This window comes from Clostridium sp. DSM 17811 (assembly GCF_018861905.1).
Classification (GTDB): Bacteria; Bacillota; Clostridia; order Clostridiales; family Clostridiaceae; genus Clostridium_AD; species Clostridium_AD frigoriphilum.
Window position 1 is genome coordinate 65,838 of record NZ_JAHLDU010000017.1, and the last position, 17,047, is coordinate 82,884.

Here is a 17,047-nt window from a genome sequence, read left to right on the forward strand (position 1 = left end):
TTCAAAGGTTTTAAAATAAAAACAATGAATTTATGTCGAATCTATACTAAATTTATAATGTGTTAGTAATATTTAATATTAACCTTTACCATTACTCAGAAATTTATTATAATGTAAGGTAACTATAGAATAAAGGGGATAAAAATGAAAATAGATAGAAAATTATTACAATACTGTTTATATGGTGCGGCGACGGTGCTTTTAATTTATATAGGTATAACAATTTTTAATGATATAGGTGCTATATTTTCTTTTGTATCAAGCTTTATAGGGAAAATTATTGGACTTGTAAAACCACTTCTTATGGCATTAGTAATTGTGTACTTATTCAAGCCAGGTGTGAAAACTATTGAAAATTTCTTAAAAAAGAGAAAGATATTTAAACGAGCTGCACCTAGAAGATTAGTAGGAATTTTAGCAATTTATCTATTAGTAATAGCTGGTATTGCTGCTATTATTAGTGGAATATACATTATGATTGGAGGAAAGCTTTCTAATAATATAACTATAACCAATATGACAGAATATCTTACCCAATATTTAAATAACCCAACATTGTCAGTTAGTTCAATCACTAAGAAATTACAAAACTCAAATATTTCAATGCTAGGAAATTTAAATGATAAAATAACTCAAATCGTAGGTTATGTTCAGAACTATTTTACAACAAGTATAGGAATAATGACAGATTCTGTTTTATCTATAGGTGGAAATATAGCTTCATTTTTTATAGCTTTAGTATTGAGTATATATTTAATACAAGACTCGGAATATTTTATGGATTTATGGGAAAAAACTTTCAATCTCATATTTGGGAAAAGTAAAGTGGGAAATAAATTAAAAGAAATTTTATCAATTATAGATATTACTTTTTATAAATATATAAGAGGTCAATTATTAGAGGCTTGCATTGTAGGTGTTTTATCGGCTATCGTCTTGTATTTCATTGGAATCGATTATGCTTTAATAATAGGAATTATTGCAGGTATTTGTAATATGATACCATATATAGGGCCTGTTGTTGGAACTATTCTCGCAGTAATTATTGCACTTCTAAGTGGACAACCTATTAGAGCAGTATGGGCAGTTGTTGGCATGATTGTAGTCCAGGAGGTGGATAATAAATTACTTGCACCGAAAATTGTTGGAGACAGTGTGGGACTACATCCAGTATTTACTATGCTTGCAATTATAATAGGTGGAAGTGTATGGGGACTTATAGGTATGATGATAGCGGTACCAGTTGCTGCTTGTTTTAAAGTATTAATTAGCAAATGGTACACCTATCATATGGAGAAAACTAATAACTAAATTTAATATTTAGTTATTAGTTTTTAATATTGCAGCTCCGCAGGAGATAACTTAACTAGCAATTTTTAATTTAGATTGTCTATTATTTTTATATTTAATCAACTTTAAAATTGTGTATGTACCAAATGTAATTGTGTAACTACTTAATTTTAACAGATCAATTTCTTTTTCATTTAACATTATAATCAGGATATGTATGTAGATTAAAAAGTAAAATATGTATGCTCGCTTTTGCAATTTTCGCCACTTTCCACTTTGCATTTTGCGTCTGATCCTTTTAAATGAGGTAATAAATAAGGGAATCATTATAATAAATGCTATAATTCCCAAAAGAATATAAGCTATATATAATTTTGGTATTACACCTGTGCTAAACATTTTTGGAAGTTTAAGTACTATGAAGCGAACAAAATAAATAAGAGCATGAGGTATTATAAATATAGATGCCATAATTGCGAGTTCCGCCCTTATGCTTTGGAGTTTTCTTGTTATTTTCCATTTAGAATTTAGAGCACCTGCAAACATTACTAAAATGAAAAATGCTATGGAAATATAACCTCTTATAAATATTTTTTCTAGGTAGAGAGGAAATCCATAAAGTTTGACACCTGAAGTTATTCTAAGAACTTCATAAACAGTAGTAATGATTCCAATAACTATGGAGATTAAATAATAAGTCCAATAATTTTGTTTGATGTTTGATGTAAAAAATAACGATAATAGTAAAGCGAAAATTAAAGAATAGATAAAAATCATGTAAAAACTCCTCTGTTAACTTCTTATTTGATAATGATTATCAAAACCATTCTACTTTATTAATTTCATGAAGTCAATAACAAATTAAGTTTCTTATATAAAGTTGTTAATAAAATGATATGTTTACTATGTTTATATAATCAAAAAATAAATATACCCTCTGATTTTTTAGAGGGTATATAAAAATAATTACTTATCGGGCCATTTCTCTGCCCATTTTTGGATTTCATCCATAGTTTTTTCTAAGTCTTTGCCTTTTTGCGTAAGTCCATATTCTATACGTACAGGCATTTCTGGGTAAACACTACGAGTAACAATGCCTAGTTCTTCTAATTCTTTAAACCTTTCTGTAAGTACACGAGAACTTAAAGCTGGAATAATCTCTTGTAGCTCTGAAAATCTTTTTGAACCACTTAATAAGGAACGTATAATTAATCCGGTCCATCGTTTCCCTAAAATTTGAAAAGCTGCTTCAAATCTTGGACATAAATGAAATTTATCCATGCTAAATCATCTCCTATAATTATTTTAACATACTTACTTGACAAAAGTAAGTATATCAATGTATTATAACAATATAAAGTAATCCAATTACAAAAAGTATACAAGTTACTTTATGTAACATAAAATCAGAGCATATAAAATTAATATTAAAACAATACTAATTATTTAAATTAAAAAAATATATTAAAGAGTGAAAAGGGGAATGTAAAAATGTCAAAAATATTATATATAACATCAAATCCAAAAACTAAGGAAAATTCGTTTAGTTTAGCTGTAGGAAATGAATTTTTAGAAACTTATAAAAAATCTAATCCATCTGATGAAATAATAACTTTAGATTTATATAAAACAGAGGTTCCATTTATTGATGAGGTAGTATTCAGTGCTTGGGGAAAACTTGGAGCAGGAGTTACATTTGAAAAGTTAGATAAAGAAGAACAGAATAAAGTGCTTGCTATGAATAATTTATTAGATCAGTTTATGGTAGCTGATAAATATGTATTTGTTACACCACTTTGGAATTTCACAATACCTCCAATGATGAAAGCGTATTTAGATAATATATGTATAGTTAATAAGACATTTAAATACACACAAAATGGACCAGTTGGACTTTTAACTGATAAAAAAGCAGTCCATATTCAGGCTAGAGGTGGCGTGTATTCTAGTGGACCTGCTGCAGATTTTGAATTAGGAGACAGATATATAAATACAATATTAAGTTTTGTTGGAATTACAGATAAACAATCAATTATTGTAGAAGGTATGAATTCGGCTCCAGATAAAGCAGATGAAATAAAGAAAAATGCTATAAACGAAGCAAGGAAAGTAGCACAGAAATTTTAATATCTAAATATAATTATTGTGTTAATTAATAAAACAAAACTCCTTTTCTTAAATTTAAGAAGGGGAGTTTTGTCGATTTTAAAGAATAAGCATAGATAAAATTTGTAAGTATTATGGTATACTTTATAAATGAATTAGAAACAGGACTAACCTGGGGGAGAGTAATACATGGTTATTTTAACAACTTTATATTTTTTATGTGGGATTACATATGTGATTTTGGGTATTATTACATTTTTAAATGATTCAAAGAATGAATTAAATAAACTATTTTCTGTAATGGCCATAAATTTGGCATTATGGTCGTTTATGTTCTTCTTGATGAATGGTTCAATGAGTGCTAAAGCTGCAAGTGATTTTCATTTATATTCTACATTTTTTTGGTCGATTTTTTATTGTATATTTTTAAATTTTATAATTATTTTAACTAATAAAGGCGCTTTTTTTAAAAAGAAATTCGCTAATATAATTTTATATTTACCAGCAATAATATCTATTTATCTTTATGTTTTACATACAGAAACATCGCAAAATTTTGTTGGAACAAAATTAGGTTGGGCTTATATTTCATCAAAAAATAAGGGGTTTATTTGGTCAAATTTTTTCAATATATATTGGCTTTCTTATATGATTTCAGTTATATTCTTATTATTTAAATGGTGGAGGAATTCAGAAATAGTAAGAGAGAGAAAACAGGCAAAACTTATATTGGTAACAACTTTTATTGCAGTTGTTGCAGGTGGAATTACAGATATCGTAATTCCAATGATTAGAAGGCCAGTTATGCCGTGTATTGGTATTATAATTATTGTAATACCTGTAATTGGAGTATGGTATTCTATTAAAAAATACAAATTAATGGACCTTAATCCTGAGAATTTTGCTCTAGAGGTTTTGAAAATAATGAGTGAAGGGTTAATTATTGCAAATCATGAGGGTATTATAAAAGATATTAATAAAGGAGCGCTTAAATTATTAGGTTATGATAAAAGTATGATAATTAATAAACCTATAAATTATTTATTCGCAGATACAATAAAATTATCTAAATTATCAAACTGTAGTAGTTTTGAAATTGAAGTTTTACAAAGTAACAATAATAAATTACCAATACTTTTGTCTTCTTCAGTCTTAAAGGATGAGTGGGGAGATTCGCTGGGGATTGTTTGCATTTTTCAGGATATATCTGAAATAAAACTTGTTCAGCAAAAACTGAAGAAATCATATGATGAACTTGAAATTAAGGTAGGGGAGAGAACTATGGAGTTAAGTAGTTCTAACGAAGAACTCGAGTGCGAAATAAGTGCGCGTATAGATATGGAATTTAAAATCAAAAAATTAGCGTATTATGATTTCTTAACGGGGTTACCAAATAGAACATTATTTATTGATAGATTAAATCAGGGGATTTTTAATGCGGATCTAAGCAAAAGTTTCCTAGGAGTATTATTCCTTGATTTAGATTCATTTAAAAGGGTAAATGACACAATGGGACATGCAAAAGGTGATGAGCTTTTAAAAATGGTTTCAAAGAGGTTAACAAATATAATGTTGGAAAGTGATACAGTTTGTAGGGTTGGAGGAGATGAATTTCTTATTCTGATTCAAGATATAAAAAATGACGAAGAGATTAAAGCTGTATCAGAAAAAATACTTACTGATCTTAAAAAACCATTTATAATAGATAATACTGATTTATATATAACTACTAGTATTGGTGGGTCCATTTATCCAATAGATGGTAGTGATGTAGAAGCATTAATAAAAAATGCTGATATCGCAATGTATAAGGCAAAAGAAAAGGGTAGGAACAAATTCCAGCTTTGTACTGAAAGTATCAAGGCGAGCTTAGTTGAAGAGATGAGGTTAACAAATAGTTTATTTGGGGCAATAGAGAAAAATGAACTAGAATTATTTTATCAACCACAAATTAGTTTAATAACAGGTAAAATAATTGGTCTAGAAGCATTAATAAGGTGGAATAATACAGAACTTGGAATGGTAAATCCAATAGATTTTATACATATAGCTGAAAAGACTGGTTTGGTATTGCCAATAGGTGAATGGGTACTTAAAACTGCATGTAAACAAAATAAAAAATGGCAAGAAATGGGCATTTTAAATGTACCTATAGCAGTTAATATTTCAGTGAATCAATTTCAAAACACAAAAATAATTGAAGATATTGTTGTGATTTTAAGGGAAACAGGTCTAGATCCAAATGATTTGGAAATAGAAATAACAGAAAATATAATCATGAAGGAAACAGAGTATATCATTGAATCTTTAAAGCAATTAAAACAACTTGGGGTAAAAATTGCAATAGATGATTTTGGTACAGAATACTCTTCTTTAAATTATATTAAACAATTACCAGTAGATAAAATAAAAATAGATATCTCGTTTGTTAGAGGTATAAATATAAACAATAAAGATGAAGCGATAATTAAGGTTATAATTGCATTAGCTAAAAATTTAGAATTAAAGGTAATTGCTGAAGGGGTGGAGACAAAGGAGCAGATAGAATTTTTGAAAAAGGAAGGGTGCGATGAAATACAAGGTTATTACTATTATAAACCGATGTCAGCAAAGAAAATAGAAGAACTAATGAAAAAAATTGATAACTGAAATGCCACTAGGCTTATATAGAAAAATTTAAGAAAAGGTATAGCGGAGTTTTGCTATACCTTTTGTAAATAAATTCATTTTGTAGAAAAGAATTTATATCTATGGTAGTTTAACTTCTAATAAGTCATTTCCAGTTAAATAATAATCAGTTTCATAGACTAATAAGTTTATAGGCATTTCATTCTCGTTTTGTATTTGGAGGGTTTCTTTAGTAAATTTAATATTTAAAAGTGCACCTCTAAACATTATTTTGAAGGAACATGAGCACCAATGATCTGGAATAAATGGGTTTAAAATTAACTTGTTGTTAATAACTCTAAGCCCACCAAAACCATGTACTACTGCCATCCAAGTTCCAGCCATGCTAGTTGTATGACAGCCGTCTTTTGTGTCATTATTATAATTATCAAGGTCAAGTCTAGATGCTCTTAAATACATATCATAAGCTTTTTCATGATTCCCAATTTTAGCAGCGAGTATTGTATGAATACATGGGGACAAGGACGACTCATGTACAGTTCTTGGTTCATAGAAATCGAAATTTCTTTTAATTGTGGCTATGTCATATTCCTGCTCAAATAAATAAATACCTTGAAGTACATCAGCTTGTTTTATAAAGCATGAGCGAAGTATTCTGTCCCATGACCAGTTTTGATTTATCGGAATATTTTTTTTGTCTAGATCTTTAACTAATATTTGCTCTTTATCCATGTAACCATCTTGTTGAAGGAAAATTCCATGTTCTTCATCATGAGGATAGTACATGTTCTTAATTATGTTTATCCAATTAACTATCTCATCATCCTTAAAATTAACCTTTGATTTTAATTCATCTAATGTTTTACTTTCATGTTCACTTAAATAATTTATAACATTAAGGGTATACTGCATCGTCCAACAGGCAATTTTATTAGTATACCAATTATTATTTACATTGTTTTCATACTCATTAGGTCCAGTAACACCTAAAATTACATATTTATTTTTTTTGCTTGAAAAAGTTGCCCTTTGAGCCCAGAACCTTGATATAGCTATAAGTACCTCAAGACCAAATTCATAAAGGTAAGACTTGTCGCCAGTGTAGTTTACGTAATTGTATATAGCATAAGCTATGGCTCCATTTCTATGGATTTCTTCAAAAGTTATTTCCCACTCGTTATGGCATTCCTCCCCATTCATTGTAACCATTGGATATAACGCCGCTCCATTTTTAAAACCTAATTTTTTTGCATTTTCTATAGCTTTGCCTAATTGGTTGTATCTATATAATAAAAGATTCTTTGATACTTTTTCCTTTGCTGTACTTAAATAGAAAGGAATGCAGTAAGCTTCAGTATCCCAGTAGGTTCCACCACCATATTTTTCACCTGTGAAACCTTTTGGACCTATGTTTAGTCTATAATCTTCCCCTGTATAGGTTTGATTTAATTGAAATATATTAAATCTAATGCCTTGTTGAGCAGATACATCACCTTTTATAACTATATCACTTTCTCTCCACTTTTCACTCCAAGCCTTAGACTGTTCCTCTAGAAGCATCCCAAATCCATCTTTTTTAGCAATGCTTGCAAGTTCTCTAGTTATTTTAATTAATTCTGGTATTTTATAATATCTTGATGAGGTATTTGCAACATATTTATAAATTATAAGTTCATCGTTTTTATAACAATCGACTGAGACCGTATTTGAAACATATTTTTCGCCTTCGTTGAGTGTTACAATTGGTTTAATTGTTTCACCATTTTTAGTTAGCTCAAAAGTCATGCTTGTACATATGTGAAAATCTAATTTCTTAGTTTTTAACATCACATATGATTCATAAGGTTTAGCTCCTTTTGAAATCTCATCCCAAAACGTTTCATCGTAGTTTGAATCACAGTTCACAACGTTTCCATCAAGGTAAGGCGAAAATTCTAATTTACCACTGAAATTTAATAACCTAATGGAATACTTTATAACACCTATCTCACATCTTTCCATGCTTATAAATCTTTTAGAATTTACTTCAATCTCATTTCCATTTTCTAGTGTAGCCACAAAACTTCTTTTCAGATATCCTTCTTTCATATTCAAAACTCTTTTAAATTCACTAACACTACATTTAGCAAGATCTAAAGTAAGATCATTAATTCTAATGTTTATTCCGATCCAATTTGTTGAGTTTAAAACCTTAGCAAAATATTCTGGATATCCATTTTTCCACCAACCAACTCTTGTTTTATCAGGATAGTAAACTCCAGCTATATAGTTTCCGCGAAGAGAGTTACCGCTATAGTCTTCTTCAAAATTTGCTCGTTGTCCCATAAACCCGTTACCTAAGCTGAAAATACTCTCAGATATTTCGTTATTATCAGAATCAAATCCTTTTTCAATAATATTCCATTCATCAAGTTCATAATAATGTTTCATTAAAATCCCCCTTGCTAGTCTCACAGTTAATTACTTAATAGTTCCAATTTATCAAAAGTCATATTAGAAAATCCCGAAAGGACTAAATTAGCTTTTTTTAGTATGTTTTTAGAACCTATACCAATACAGTACATACCAGCATTAATAGCAGCATCGATGCCAGACTGTGCATCTTCAAAGACTATACACTGACAAGGTAATACTTCTAGTGCTAGTGCACCCTTTAAAAAGACTTCAGGGTCTGGTTTTGTATTAGAAACTTTTGTACCATCAATGATAGCATCAAAATAATCTGTTAATTTTAAGTTGTTAAGGATAAGCATAGAATTCTTACTTGAAGAACCTAAGGCAATTTTTAGTCCATTTATTTTAATGCTTTTTAAAAAGTCTATAACTCCAGGTAAAATATCAGCGGGGGTTAGTTTAGAGATATATTCCACATACCAGATATTCTTTTTATCTGCTAGTTTAACTTTTGCATCATTATCTAATGTAATACCACCAATACCCAGTATGATTTCTAGGGAATTCATTCTACTTACGCCTTTTAGTCTCTCGTTGTCTTCTATAGAAAATTCAATGTTTAATTCTTTTGCTAGCCTTTTCCATGCTAAATAATGATATTTAGCAGTATCAACTAATACGCCATCTAAATCAAATATCATTGCTTTAATGCTTCGCATATAAGTCTCCTTTATTTTTATTTTACTGACATCTATATTTATATAATAATATAAAATTATAGATTTGTGAATGCGTTTGCACAAAATAATTTAATTTATTTTTTATTAACGTCATTATGGCTGTAATATACATAAACTATCATTCTATTTAGCTACTTTAGAATGTGGCACTATTTGCATGAGTTACCTTGATTAATATCAAAATTAATAATATAATAAGCGTAGAATATTTTTACAAATTGGGAAGTGAAGGTAACATGTCAGTAACTATAAAAGATGTAGCAAAGCTCGCAAATGTATCACCATCAACAGTTTCAAGAGTACTTGCAGATAATCCTAGAATTAGCGATGAAACAAAACAAAGAGTATATAAAACAATGAAGGAAATAGATTACCATCCTAACGCAATAGCTAGGAGCCTAGTTAGTAAAACAACAAAGACTATAGGACTTATATTACCTAACACTGATGAAGATTTATTTGTTAATCCTTTTTTTATTCAGATTATGAGAGGCATAAGTCATTATGCTCAGAAAAAAGGATATTATATCATGTATACATACAGTAATAACGAAGACCAAGAAGTAGAACACATAGCAAGTTTGATAAATAGTAGAAGAGTTGACGGAATTATTCTGGCTGTAGCTCGAAAGGATGACAAATGCATTGCTTATTTGAAAGAAGCAGATTATCCTTTTGTAGTAATAGGTAAACCAGAAAATTCTGAAGGGGTTTTATGGGTTGATAATGATAATTTTCATGCTATGTACAGTGTTGTCAATTATCTTATACAAAAGGGTGAGAGAAAGATTGCATTTATAGGAGGTTCACCTACACTTAATGTAACTATAAATAGATTAGATGGTTACACGAGAGCTATGGATAATATTGGAGAAAAACTTGATGAAAATATGGTCCAAGTAGCTGAGTTTACAGAAAACAGTGGGTATGATGCTATGAAAAGAATCTTAAGTAAAGGGAGACCTACAGCTGTTGTTACCACTGATGATTTAATAGCATTTGGTGCATTAAAAGCTATAAGTGAAGTGGTAGGCCAGCATATTTCAATTATTGGTTTTAATAATACTCCAATTGCAGCCTTTCGAAACCCAACGTTATCTTCAGTTGATATCAATTCTGAAAAATTAGGTTATTATGCAGTTAAGCTATTAATAAACAAATTAGAAAATGAGAAGCAAGATATCAATAATTATATTATTGATACAAAATTAGTAGAAAGAGATTCAACAAAAAAACTCTAGATATCTAGGGTTTTTTTTATTGTAATAGCAAATTATATTTATATTGAACATTTTAATGAGTTATATTATAATTTAGTTAAATTATAAAAATAATTAAAACTATTTACATTGATGGAAATAGTTAGATTTATTTTTATAAATTTATAGGAGGCGCAAATTAATGAACTCTTTTTTATTCTCTACCCCTATAGAAACTCTTGATTATATAGGGAATCATCCTGACCTTTCATTTGTTATTTTTGCAGGTATTCCATTAATTAAAAGTTTATCTACAACTGCCCCAGATAACGTCATTCTTTGCTCAACATCGGGTGAATTTTCTCCTAAAGGATATAAAGATAATGTAATTACGGGCTTTTCATATAATTCAGAGATTGCTGAAATTGTTGAAATAATGTATCCACCGGCCAAAAGTCTTCAGCAACTCAAAAAATCATATGAAAAGGTAAAAAATAATCCTAATGCTTTTACTCTATTGTTATGTGATGGTCTAGCTGCTATGGAAGAAAGTATAATTACTACTTTTTATTTTGCAGACCCTAATTTTAAAATTATTGGAGGAAGTGCTGGCGATAATCTTAAATTTGAAAAAACTCTAATTTATATTGGTAAGAAAGAAGTACATAGTGTTGCTATTTTCTTTGATATGAAAAAACGAACACAGCTAATTAAAGAAAATATTTATATCCCTTCAGGAAAAAAATTATTGGTTACTGATGCAGATCCTATTAAACGTACTGTAAAAACTTTTAATAATAATTTAGCGACTGTAGAGTATGCCAAAATGTTAGGAATTAAGGAAGCTGATTTAGCTAATCATTTCATGAATAATCCCTTAGGGAAGGTTTCTAAAGATAGAATTTATATAGCATCACCTATGAAGGTTAATCCAGATAAATCAATTACATTTTATTGCCAAATACTCCCTAATACCTTCGTTGAAGTTTTACAGCCTGCTAATTATAATTTAGTTATGAAGGAAACAGTGACATCTGCTGTGTTTAAACCTAGTTTTGTTTTATCAATAAATTGTATTCTTCGTTCTTTAATGTTTTTAGATAAAAATTTATGGGGAAATGTAAGTTCGAACCTCCTATCTTTATGTGAAAATCAAACAGGATTTGTTAGTTATGGTGAACAATTCTACCAAAATCACTTTAATCAAACTATGGTACTGTTACTAGTAGAATAAGGGGAGGCATAATAACATGTTATTAAAATTTAAAAATAAAAATGGGAGCTCAAATAAGCAGGTTCAACCATATAATTTATTGAATGAACCAAATTCTAAATCATCGGATTTTAAAAATTTAGAAGAAATTTTTGAACTAGCAAACCAAACTAATATACAAATTCATAATTTACTTAAAGAAGAAGGCACAATTACTTTCGGTTTTTCTGATCTTCTAAATGGTACTGGATGTACAACAAACCAAATTGAAGAAGTAGAAGCTTATTTAAAATTATTATCTCAAAATGCCTATGATACCCAAAGGCAAGTATCTACAGTTTTTAGTAGTTTAAGCCATTCATCGGAGGAAGTTAGTTCCGCTAAGTCTGGAATTAATGATTTAGCGAAGGAAATGAATAATGTTTCTACAGTATTTGAAAGTTTATTAAACCTTTTTAGCCAAATGCAAAGCCAATATACTAATATTAACAATTTTGCAACAATTATTACGAGTATTGCCAGTCAAACTAATCTTCTTTCATTGAATGCTGCAATTGAAGCTGCTCGCGCAGGGGAAGCTGGGCGTGGTTTTTCTGTTGTAGCAAATGAGATTAAAAAATTATCTCAATCTACTAAAAATAGTGCAACAGACATAATGGATGCATTAAAAAATATGGATGTTATTATGGGCTCATTAAACAATAAATCTGTTGAAGGCAAAACAGTTATGACGAATACACTCCAGAATATTGATAAGTCTATTAGTCTTTTAGATAATATTGTAATAGCCGAGAATGGTGTTCATGGACATATGCAAGAAGTTGAAGAATCACAAAATTTAAATATTCAAAAAATAGAGCAAATAAGTAAAAATTTGACTAACGTTGGTGAGCGTTCTAAGACTGAAGGAGAATATCTTGAAAAACTTATTTCATCAGTTCAAATAAAGTCAGATTACTATCTTCAAATTTTGAATCACTTAAATCAAATTAGTATTTTTAGTGAGCAAAATGAAAGTAACCGTTAAGTAGACATTATACATATAAATAATTAATCAAATTGGACAAAAACATAATACATACTTATGTAATATACATTATTATATAAGTATGTATATATTTTTTATCATTTTATGCATTCGTTTGCGTGAAAAAATAGGAAGCAATAATAATTCTGTTGAGTATGGCAAATTAGAACTTAAAAATAAAATAATTATTTTTGAAATTCAGTTTGACATGTAAAGAAATTAATAGTAAAATAAATTTAGGCAAACGGTTGCATAGATAATTACAAACGTTTTCAAATTTTCCATAAATGATAACTCATTTAAAATGTATCTAAGTAATTCCTGAATTTTTATTTTTCACAAATTTTAGGGGGGTAAAGAAATGAAAAAGATTAAATCAATTTTAGCTATTGCAATGATATCAACATTGGTAGTAGGAACGCTAGCGGGGTGTGGTAGTAAGGCGTCTACAAAATCATCATCAGTAGATTCAAGTAAGCCAGTAAGTTTAGCGTTTTGGGAACAAGATGATGCGACCGCACAAAAGACACTTGATAAATTAATTACTGATTTTCACACTGCAAACCCTACTATAACAGTTAAAAGAACACATTATGAGACTGAAGATTTAAGAAAAAATTTCTCAACGGCATCATTAGGTACAACAGGACCAGATATTGTATTATCACCAAACGATAACCTTGGAGTATTTGTTCCAGGTAGCTTAGTACAACCTATTGATACTATTGTTGGAGCAGATTTTATGAAAACTTTAGACCCAAAAACATTAGAAGCTGGCAAGTTTACAGGAAAACAATATATGATTCCAGATAGAAATGGTAATGAAGTTTTGGTTTCTTACAATAAAAAATTAGTGAAAACTCCACCTAAAACTTTTGAAGAATTAGAAGCAATGGGATTACAACTTAAAAAAGAAGGTAAAGTTGATTATGGCTTAGTATTTAATGAAGTTGAACCATTTTTCTCAATTGGATTTTTAGGGGCTTATGGTGGTAAAGTATTTGACGATGTTAATGCGGCTTCACCTAAACCAACACTAAATACACCAGCTGTTACTCAGTGGATGACTTTTATGAAAAAAATACACAGCGAAGGTCTAATTCCTAAAGAATCTGATGCAACAGTTGCTGATAACTTATTCAAAGGTGGAAAAGCAGCATTTATAATCAACGGACCATGGGGCTTTGCAGATTATAAGAAAGCTGGAATTGATTTAGGCATAATGTCAATACCTACGATAAATGGCAAATCTCCAGCACCTTATTCTGCAGTTAAAGGATACACAGTATCTGCAGGAGTAAAGGATGCAAATAAACTAGCTGCGGTCAAGAAATTCCTTATATTTGTAAACTCAAAAGATGCGCAGTTACAGATGGTTGATGCACATCAACAAATTCCGACTAATCTTGAGGCTATAAAAGATGCTAAGATTACTGGAAATCCACTAATAGCAGGGCAAAAAGATCAATTGTCTAAAGCTACACCAATGCCAAATATTACACAAATGAGAGCTATTTGGGATGCTATTAAACCAGTTCAGCAAAATGTATTGTCAGGAAAAACAAAACCTGAGGATGCAGGAGCAATTATGCAGAAGAAAGCTGAGGAAGGAATTAAAGCTTTAGGTTTATAAAATATATTTATAAAAGGGGAGAAATCCTCTTTTATTTTAAAGAAAGGAGTTTTGTCATGAAGGGGACTGTCGAAAAATTAAAAAAGAAAAAAGGCAATGTTAGTTTAGGAATAGGACAAGGTAAGATGACACCTTTCTTTTTTTTAGCACCAGCTGTTATAGTTTTATTACTTGTTGTTGCTTATCCACTTATATATGAAATTATAATTTCATTTAAAAATGTAACTTTACTAAATTTAAAAAGTCAAAATTATCCTTGGGTTGGTCTTGATAATTACAAAAATATACTTAGTGATAGTTTATTTTATTCAACTTTAATAAGAACGATATTATGGACTGTTATTAATGTGGTTTTTCATGTTACCTTTGGATTGTTTTTCGCTATACTTTTAAACAGAAAATTACCGGGTAAGGCATTTATAAGAGTTTTGCTTATTTTACCTTGGGCAATACCACAATATATTGCTGCAATGACTTGGAAAGGTATGTATAATGTTGAATACGGTTCTGTTAATATCATTTTAACGCATATCTTTGGCAATATGGCAGCTATTCCATGGTTATCTGTACCAAGCTGGACGTTTGTAGGGTGCATAATAACTAACATATGGCTTGGAATTCCTTTTATGATGATGATATCACTTGGTGGACTTTCAAGTATTCCAGAAGAATTATATGAAGCTGCAGATCTTGATGGGGCAACGGGTTTTCAAAAATTCAAAAGTATAACTTTACCACTTTTAAAACCTATACTCACTCCTGCTATAGTCCTTGGAACAGTATGGACATTTAATATGGTTAATATAATATATATAATTACGAGTGGTTCAGCTTCAGATGAATCTCAGATTCTTATAACTATGGTATTTAAGAGAGCATTCCAGTATTTCAGATATGGTCAATCAGCGGCACTTTCAGTAATTATATTCTTGATTTTATTAGCATTTAGTACATTCTTTATTAGAGCTCAAAAATCAGAGGATTAGAGGTGAATTGTATGAAAAGTAATAAATTTAGAGCAAAATTTAACAGGGGAGATTCTCCTTTAAAAATAATACTAATATATGCAATTTTAATAATTGCATGTATGTGCTCACTATATCCAATCTTAAATATATTAACAGTATCATTAAGACCATCAAATGCATTGTTTACCAAATCTTTAAGTATAATTCCAGCGAATGCAACATTTGATAACTTTAAGCAAGCGTTTATACAATATGATATGTTAAATTGGCTTATTCATAGTTTGATTGTGTCAAGTTTTTCTTGTGCTTTTAGTATAATTCTTTCTGTTACAGCTGGGTATGCATTTTCTAGGTTTAAATTTAGAGGTAAACAGATGGGATTATCTTTGCTCTTAGTTACTCAGATGTTTCCATTAGCTATGACTTTGTTGCCTTTATATTTAATGATAATTAATTTAAATATGACAAATAGTTATTTTGCATTGGCAGTAATTTACGTATCAACAGCAATTCCATTTAATATTTGGATGATGAAGGGATTCTATGATACCATTCCGAAGTCTCTTGAAGAGAGTGCTTATGTAGATGGAGCTTCGATATTTAGGTCCTTTTATCAAATAATATTACCACTTGCAAAACCAGCTGTTGCATTAACTGCATTATTCTCATTTATGGCAGCTTGGTCTGAGTATATAGTTGCAAGTGTAATCATAAATGACGCAGGAAAATTAACGTTACCTGTTGGGCTTGTAAGTATGCAAGGACAATTTTCAACTGCATGGGGTATATATTCAGCAGGTGCCTTAATTACAGCTGTCCCTGTAATGATATTATTTGTTTGTTTGTCTAAATATCTTGTTGGTGGGCTTACAGTAGGTAGTGTGAAGGGTTAGTAGATAAAATATATGAGCTAAAAGTATGGTATTAGTTTAATGCCAAAACTTTTAGCTTGTTTTTTTACTGTATTATATTTTTGCATATAAAGTTATAAGCAAGTGGTGTTATAATAAGCATAATCTATTATATTACATTTAAAATAAAGAGAAGCACTAAGAGGTAGTTTGTCATAGGTTGATAATAGAAATATTTAATTAAGTAGGGAGTGATTATGTTGATTAAACTTGTATTAATAAGACATGGTGAAAGTCTTTGGAACAAAGAAAACAGATTTACTGGTTGGACAGATGTAGATTTATCAGAGAATGGACTAATTGAAGCAAGAAAGGCTGGTCAAATACTTAAGGCAAATGGGTATATTTTTGACATAGCATATACTTCTGTATTAAAAAGGGCAATTAGAACACTTTGGATTGTTTTGCATGAGATGGATTTAATGTGGATTCCTGTATATAAGTCATGGAAGCTAAATGAAAGACATTATGGAGCGCTTCAAGGTTTAAATAAGGCGGAGACGGCGCAAAAATATGGAGATGAACAAGTCCATAAATGGAGAAGATACGTAGATGTAAGGCCACCAGAACTTTCAATTGCGGATGAAAGGTATCCTGGATCGGAGTTAAAATATAAAGAATTAAGAGAAGAGGAGATTCCTAAAACTGAAAGTCTAGAGGATACTATAAAGAGGGTTATGGTAGAATGGTTTCAAGAGATAGTACCTCAAATAAAAGTAGGCAAGAAGGTTATAATTTCTGCACATGGAAATACTTTAAGGGCTTTAGTTAAATATCTTGATAATATATCAAGTGACAACATTGTAAGTTTGAATATACCTACCGGAGTCCCACTTGTATATGAATTGGATGATGATTTAAAGCCGATTCGTCACTATTATTTAGGAATAGATGGTGAATTACCAGAGGAAGAAATTTCTAAAAATTTATAAATGTAA

14 protein-coding genes are annotated in these 17,047 nt (G+C 29.7%); 10 read left to right on the forward strand and 4 right to left on the reverse strand.

Going from position 1 to position 17,047, the window contains the following annotated elements; translation table 11 throughout:
- The first annotated feature begins 144 nt into the window (after positions 1-144).
- A complete protein-coding gene (locus tag KPL44_RS18070; RefSeq protein ID WP_216252992.1) occupies positions 145-1,311 on the forward strand; it encodes an AI-2E family transporter in 1,167 nt (388 codons plus the stop codon).
- A 51-nt stretch (positions 1,312-1,362) separates the two neighbouring features.
- On the opposite strand, the gene KPL44_RS18075 is transcribed toward KPL44_RS18070, so the two are convergent.
- Both KPL44_RS18075 and KPL44_RS18080 read right to left on the reverse strand, forming a co-directional pair.
- A complete protein-coding gene (locus KPL44_RS18075; protein WP_216252994.1) occupies positions 1,363-2,067 on the reverse strand; it encodes a ferric reductase-like transmembrane domain-containing protein in 705 nt (234 codons plus the stop codon).
- Positions 2,068-2,256: 189 nt separating this feature from the next.
- On the reverse strand, positions 2,257-2,571 hold the full coding sequence (locus KPL44_RS18080) for a winged helix-turn-helix transcriptional regulator (RefSeq protein WP_216252996.1): 315 nt from the start codon (positions 2,569-2,571) through the stop codon (positions 2,257-2,259).
- A gap of 210 nt (positions 2,572-2,781) precedes the next feature.
- Here KPL44_RS18080 and KPL44_RS18085 point away from each other — a divergent pair, with 210 nt between their 5' ends.
- Together KPL44_RS18085 and KPL44_RS18090 are read left to right on the forward strand one after the other, a co-directional pair.
- Entirely contained in the window at positions 2,782-3,417 is a 636-nt protein-coding gene (locus KPL44_RS18085; protein ID WP_216252998.1) for an FMN-dependent NADH-azoreductase, read from the forward strand.
- Positions 3,418-3,585: 168 nt separating this feature from the next.
- Complete coding sequence (locus KPL44_RS18090) at positions 3,586-6,045, forward strand: EAL domain-containing protein (protein WP_216253000.1); 2,460 nt, start codon at positions 3,586-3,588, stop codon at positions 6,043-6,045.
- A 99-nt stretch (positions 6,046-6,144) separates the two neighbouring features.
- Here KPL44_RS18090 and KPL44_RS18095 read toward each other — a convergent pair whose 3' ends face one another.
- Positions 6,145-8,454: a family 65 glycosyl hydrolase domain-containing protein gene (locus KPL44_RS18095; protein WP_216253002.1), complete on the reverse strand. Its 2,310-nt coding sequence runs from the start codon at positions 8,452-8,454 to the stop codon at positions 6,145-6,147.
- 26 nt (positions 8,455-8,480) lie between these two features.
- Complete coding sequence (pgmB, locus tag KPL44_RS18100; RefSeq protein WP_216253003.1) at positions 8,481-9,137, reverse strand: beta-phosphoglucomutase; 657 nt, start codon at positions 9,135-9,137, stop codon at positions 8,481-8,483.
- Positions 9,138-9,394: 257 nt separating this feature from the next.
- Between pgmB and KPL44_RS18105 the strand changes: the two genes are divergently transcribed.
- The 7 genes from KPL44_RS18105 to gpmA all read left to right on the forward strand — a co-directional run bounded on the left by KPL44_RS18105 (position 9,395) and on the right by gpmA (position 17,041).
- On the forward strand, positions 9,395-10,399 hold the full coding sequence (locus tag KPL44_RS18105; RefSeq protein WP_216253006.1) for a LacI family DNA-binding transcriptional regulator: 1,005 nt from the start codon (positions 9,395-9,397) through the stop codon (positions 10,397-10,399).
- Between the two features lie 160 nt (positions 10,400-10,559).
- Positions 10,560-11,591: an FIST signal transduction protein gene (locus tag KPL44_RS18110; protein ID WP_216253007.1), complete on the forward strand. Its 1,032-nt coding sequence runs from the start codon at positions 10,560-10,562 to the stop codon at positions 11,589-11,591.
- A 16-nt stretch (positions 11,592-11,607) separates the two neighbouring features.
- Positions 11,608-12,597: a methyl-accepting chemotaxis protein gene (locus KPL44_RS18115; RefSeq protein ID WP_216253008.1), complete on the forward strand. Its 990-nt coding sequence runs from the start codon at positions 11,608-11,610 to the stop codon at positions 12,595-12,597.
- A 361-nt stretch (positions 12,598-12,958) separates the two neighbouring features.
- A complete protein-coding gene (locus tag KPL44_RS18120) occupies positions 12,959-14,230 on the forward strand; it encodes a sugar ABC transporter substrate-binding protein (protein ID WP_216253010.1) in 1,272 nt (423 codons plus the stop codon).
- Between the two features lie 56 nt (positions 14,231-14,286).
- On the forward strand, positions 14,287-15,216 hold the full coding sequence (locus tag KPL44_RS18125; RefSeq protein WP_216206268.1) for a carbohydrate ABC transporter permease: 930 nt from the start codon (positions 14,287-14,289) through the stop codon (positions 15,214-15,216).
- A gap of 11 nt (positions 15,217-15,227) precedes the next feature.
- The gene (locus KPL44_RS18130) at positions 15,228-16,091 is read left to right on the forward strand and encodes a sugar ABC transporter permease (RefSeq protein WP_216253012.1); all 864 of its coding nucleotides are present in this window, start codon (positions 15,228-15,230) and stop codon (positions 16,089-16,091) included.
- 218 nt (positions 16,092-16,309) lie between these two features.
- Complete coding sequence (gpmA, locus tag KPL44_RS18135; protein WP_216253049.1) at positions 16,310-17,041, forward strand: 2,3-diphosphoglycerate-dependent phosphoglycerate mutase; 732 nt, start codon at positions 16,310-16,312, stop codon at positions 17,039-17,041.
- Positions 17,042-17,047: the final 6 nt, after the last annotated feature.

Coding starts and splice junctions, on each gene's coding strand:
- KPL44_RS18070 (WP_216252992.1), top strand. CDS start 145: ATGAAAATAGATAGAAAATTATTACAATACTGTTTATATGGTGCGGCG.
- KPL44_RS18075 (WP_216252994.1), bottom strand. CDS start 2,067: ATGATTTTTATCTATTCTTTAATTTTCGCTTTACTATTATCGTTATTT.
- KPL44_RS18080 (WP_216252996.1), bottom strand. CDS start 2,571: ATGGATAAATTTCATTTATGTCCAAGATTTGAAGCAGCTTTTCAAATT.
- KPL44_RS18085 (WP_216252998.1), top strand. CDS start 2,782: ATGTCAAAAATATTATATATAACATCAAATCCAAAAACTAAGGAAAAT.
- KPL44_RS18090 (WP_216253000.1), top strand. CDS start 3,586: ATGGTTATTTTAACAACTTTATATTTTTTATGTGGGATTACATATGTG.
- KPL44_RS18095 (WP_216253002.1), bottom strand. CDS start 8,454: ATGAAACATTATTATGAACTTGATGAATGGAATATTATTGAAAAAGGA.
- pgmB (WP_216253003.1), bottom strand. CDS start 9,137: ATGCGAAGCATTAAAGCAATGATATTTGATTTAGATGGCGTATTAGTT.
- KPL44_RS18105 (WP_216253006.1), top strand. CDS start 9,395: ATGTCAGTAACTATAAAAGATGTAGCAAAGCTCGCAAATGTATCACCA.
- KPL44_RS18110 (WP_216253007.1), top strand. CDS start 10,560: ATGAACTCTTTTTTATTCTCTACCCCTATAGAAACTCTTGATTATATA.
- KPL44_RS18115 (WP_216253008.1), top strand. CDS start 11,608: ATGTTATTAAAATTTAAAAATAAAAATGGGAGCTCAAATAAGCAGGTT.
- KPL44_RS18120 (WP_216253010.1), top strand. CDS start 12,959: ATGAAAAAGATTAAATCAATTTTAGCTATTGCAATGATATCAACATTG.
- KPL44_RS18125 (WP_216206268.1), top strand. CDS start 14,287: ATGAAGGGGACTGTCGAAAAATTAAAAAAGAAAAAAGGCAATGTTAGT.
- KPL44_RS18130 (WP_216253012.1), top strand. CDS start 15,228: ATGAAAAGTAATAAATTTAGAGCAAAATTTAACAGGGGAGATTCTCCT.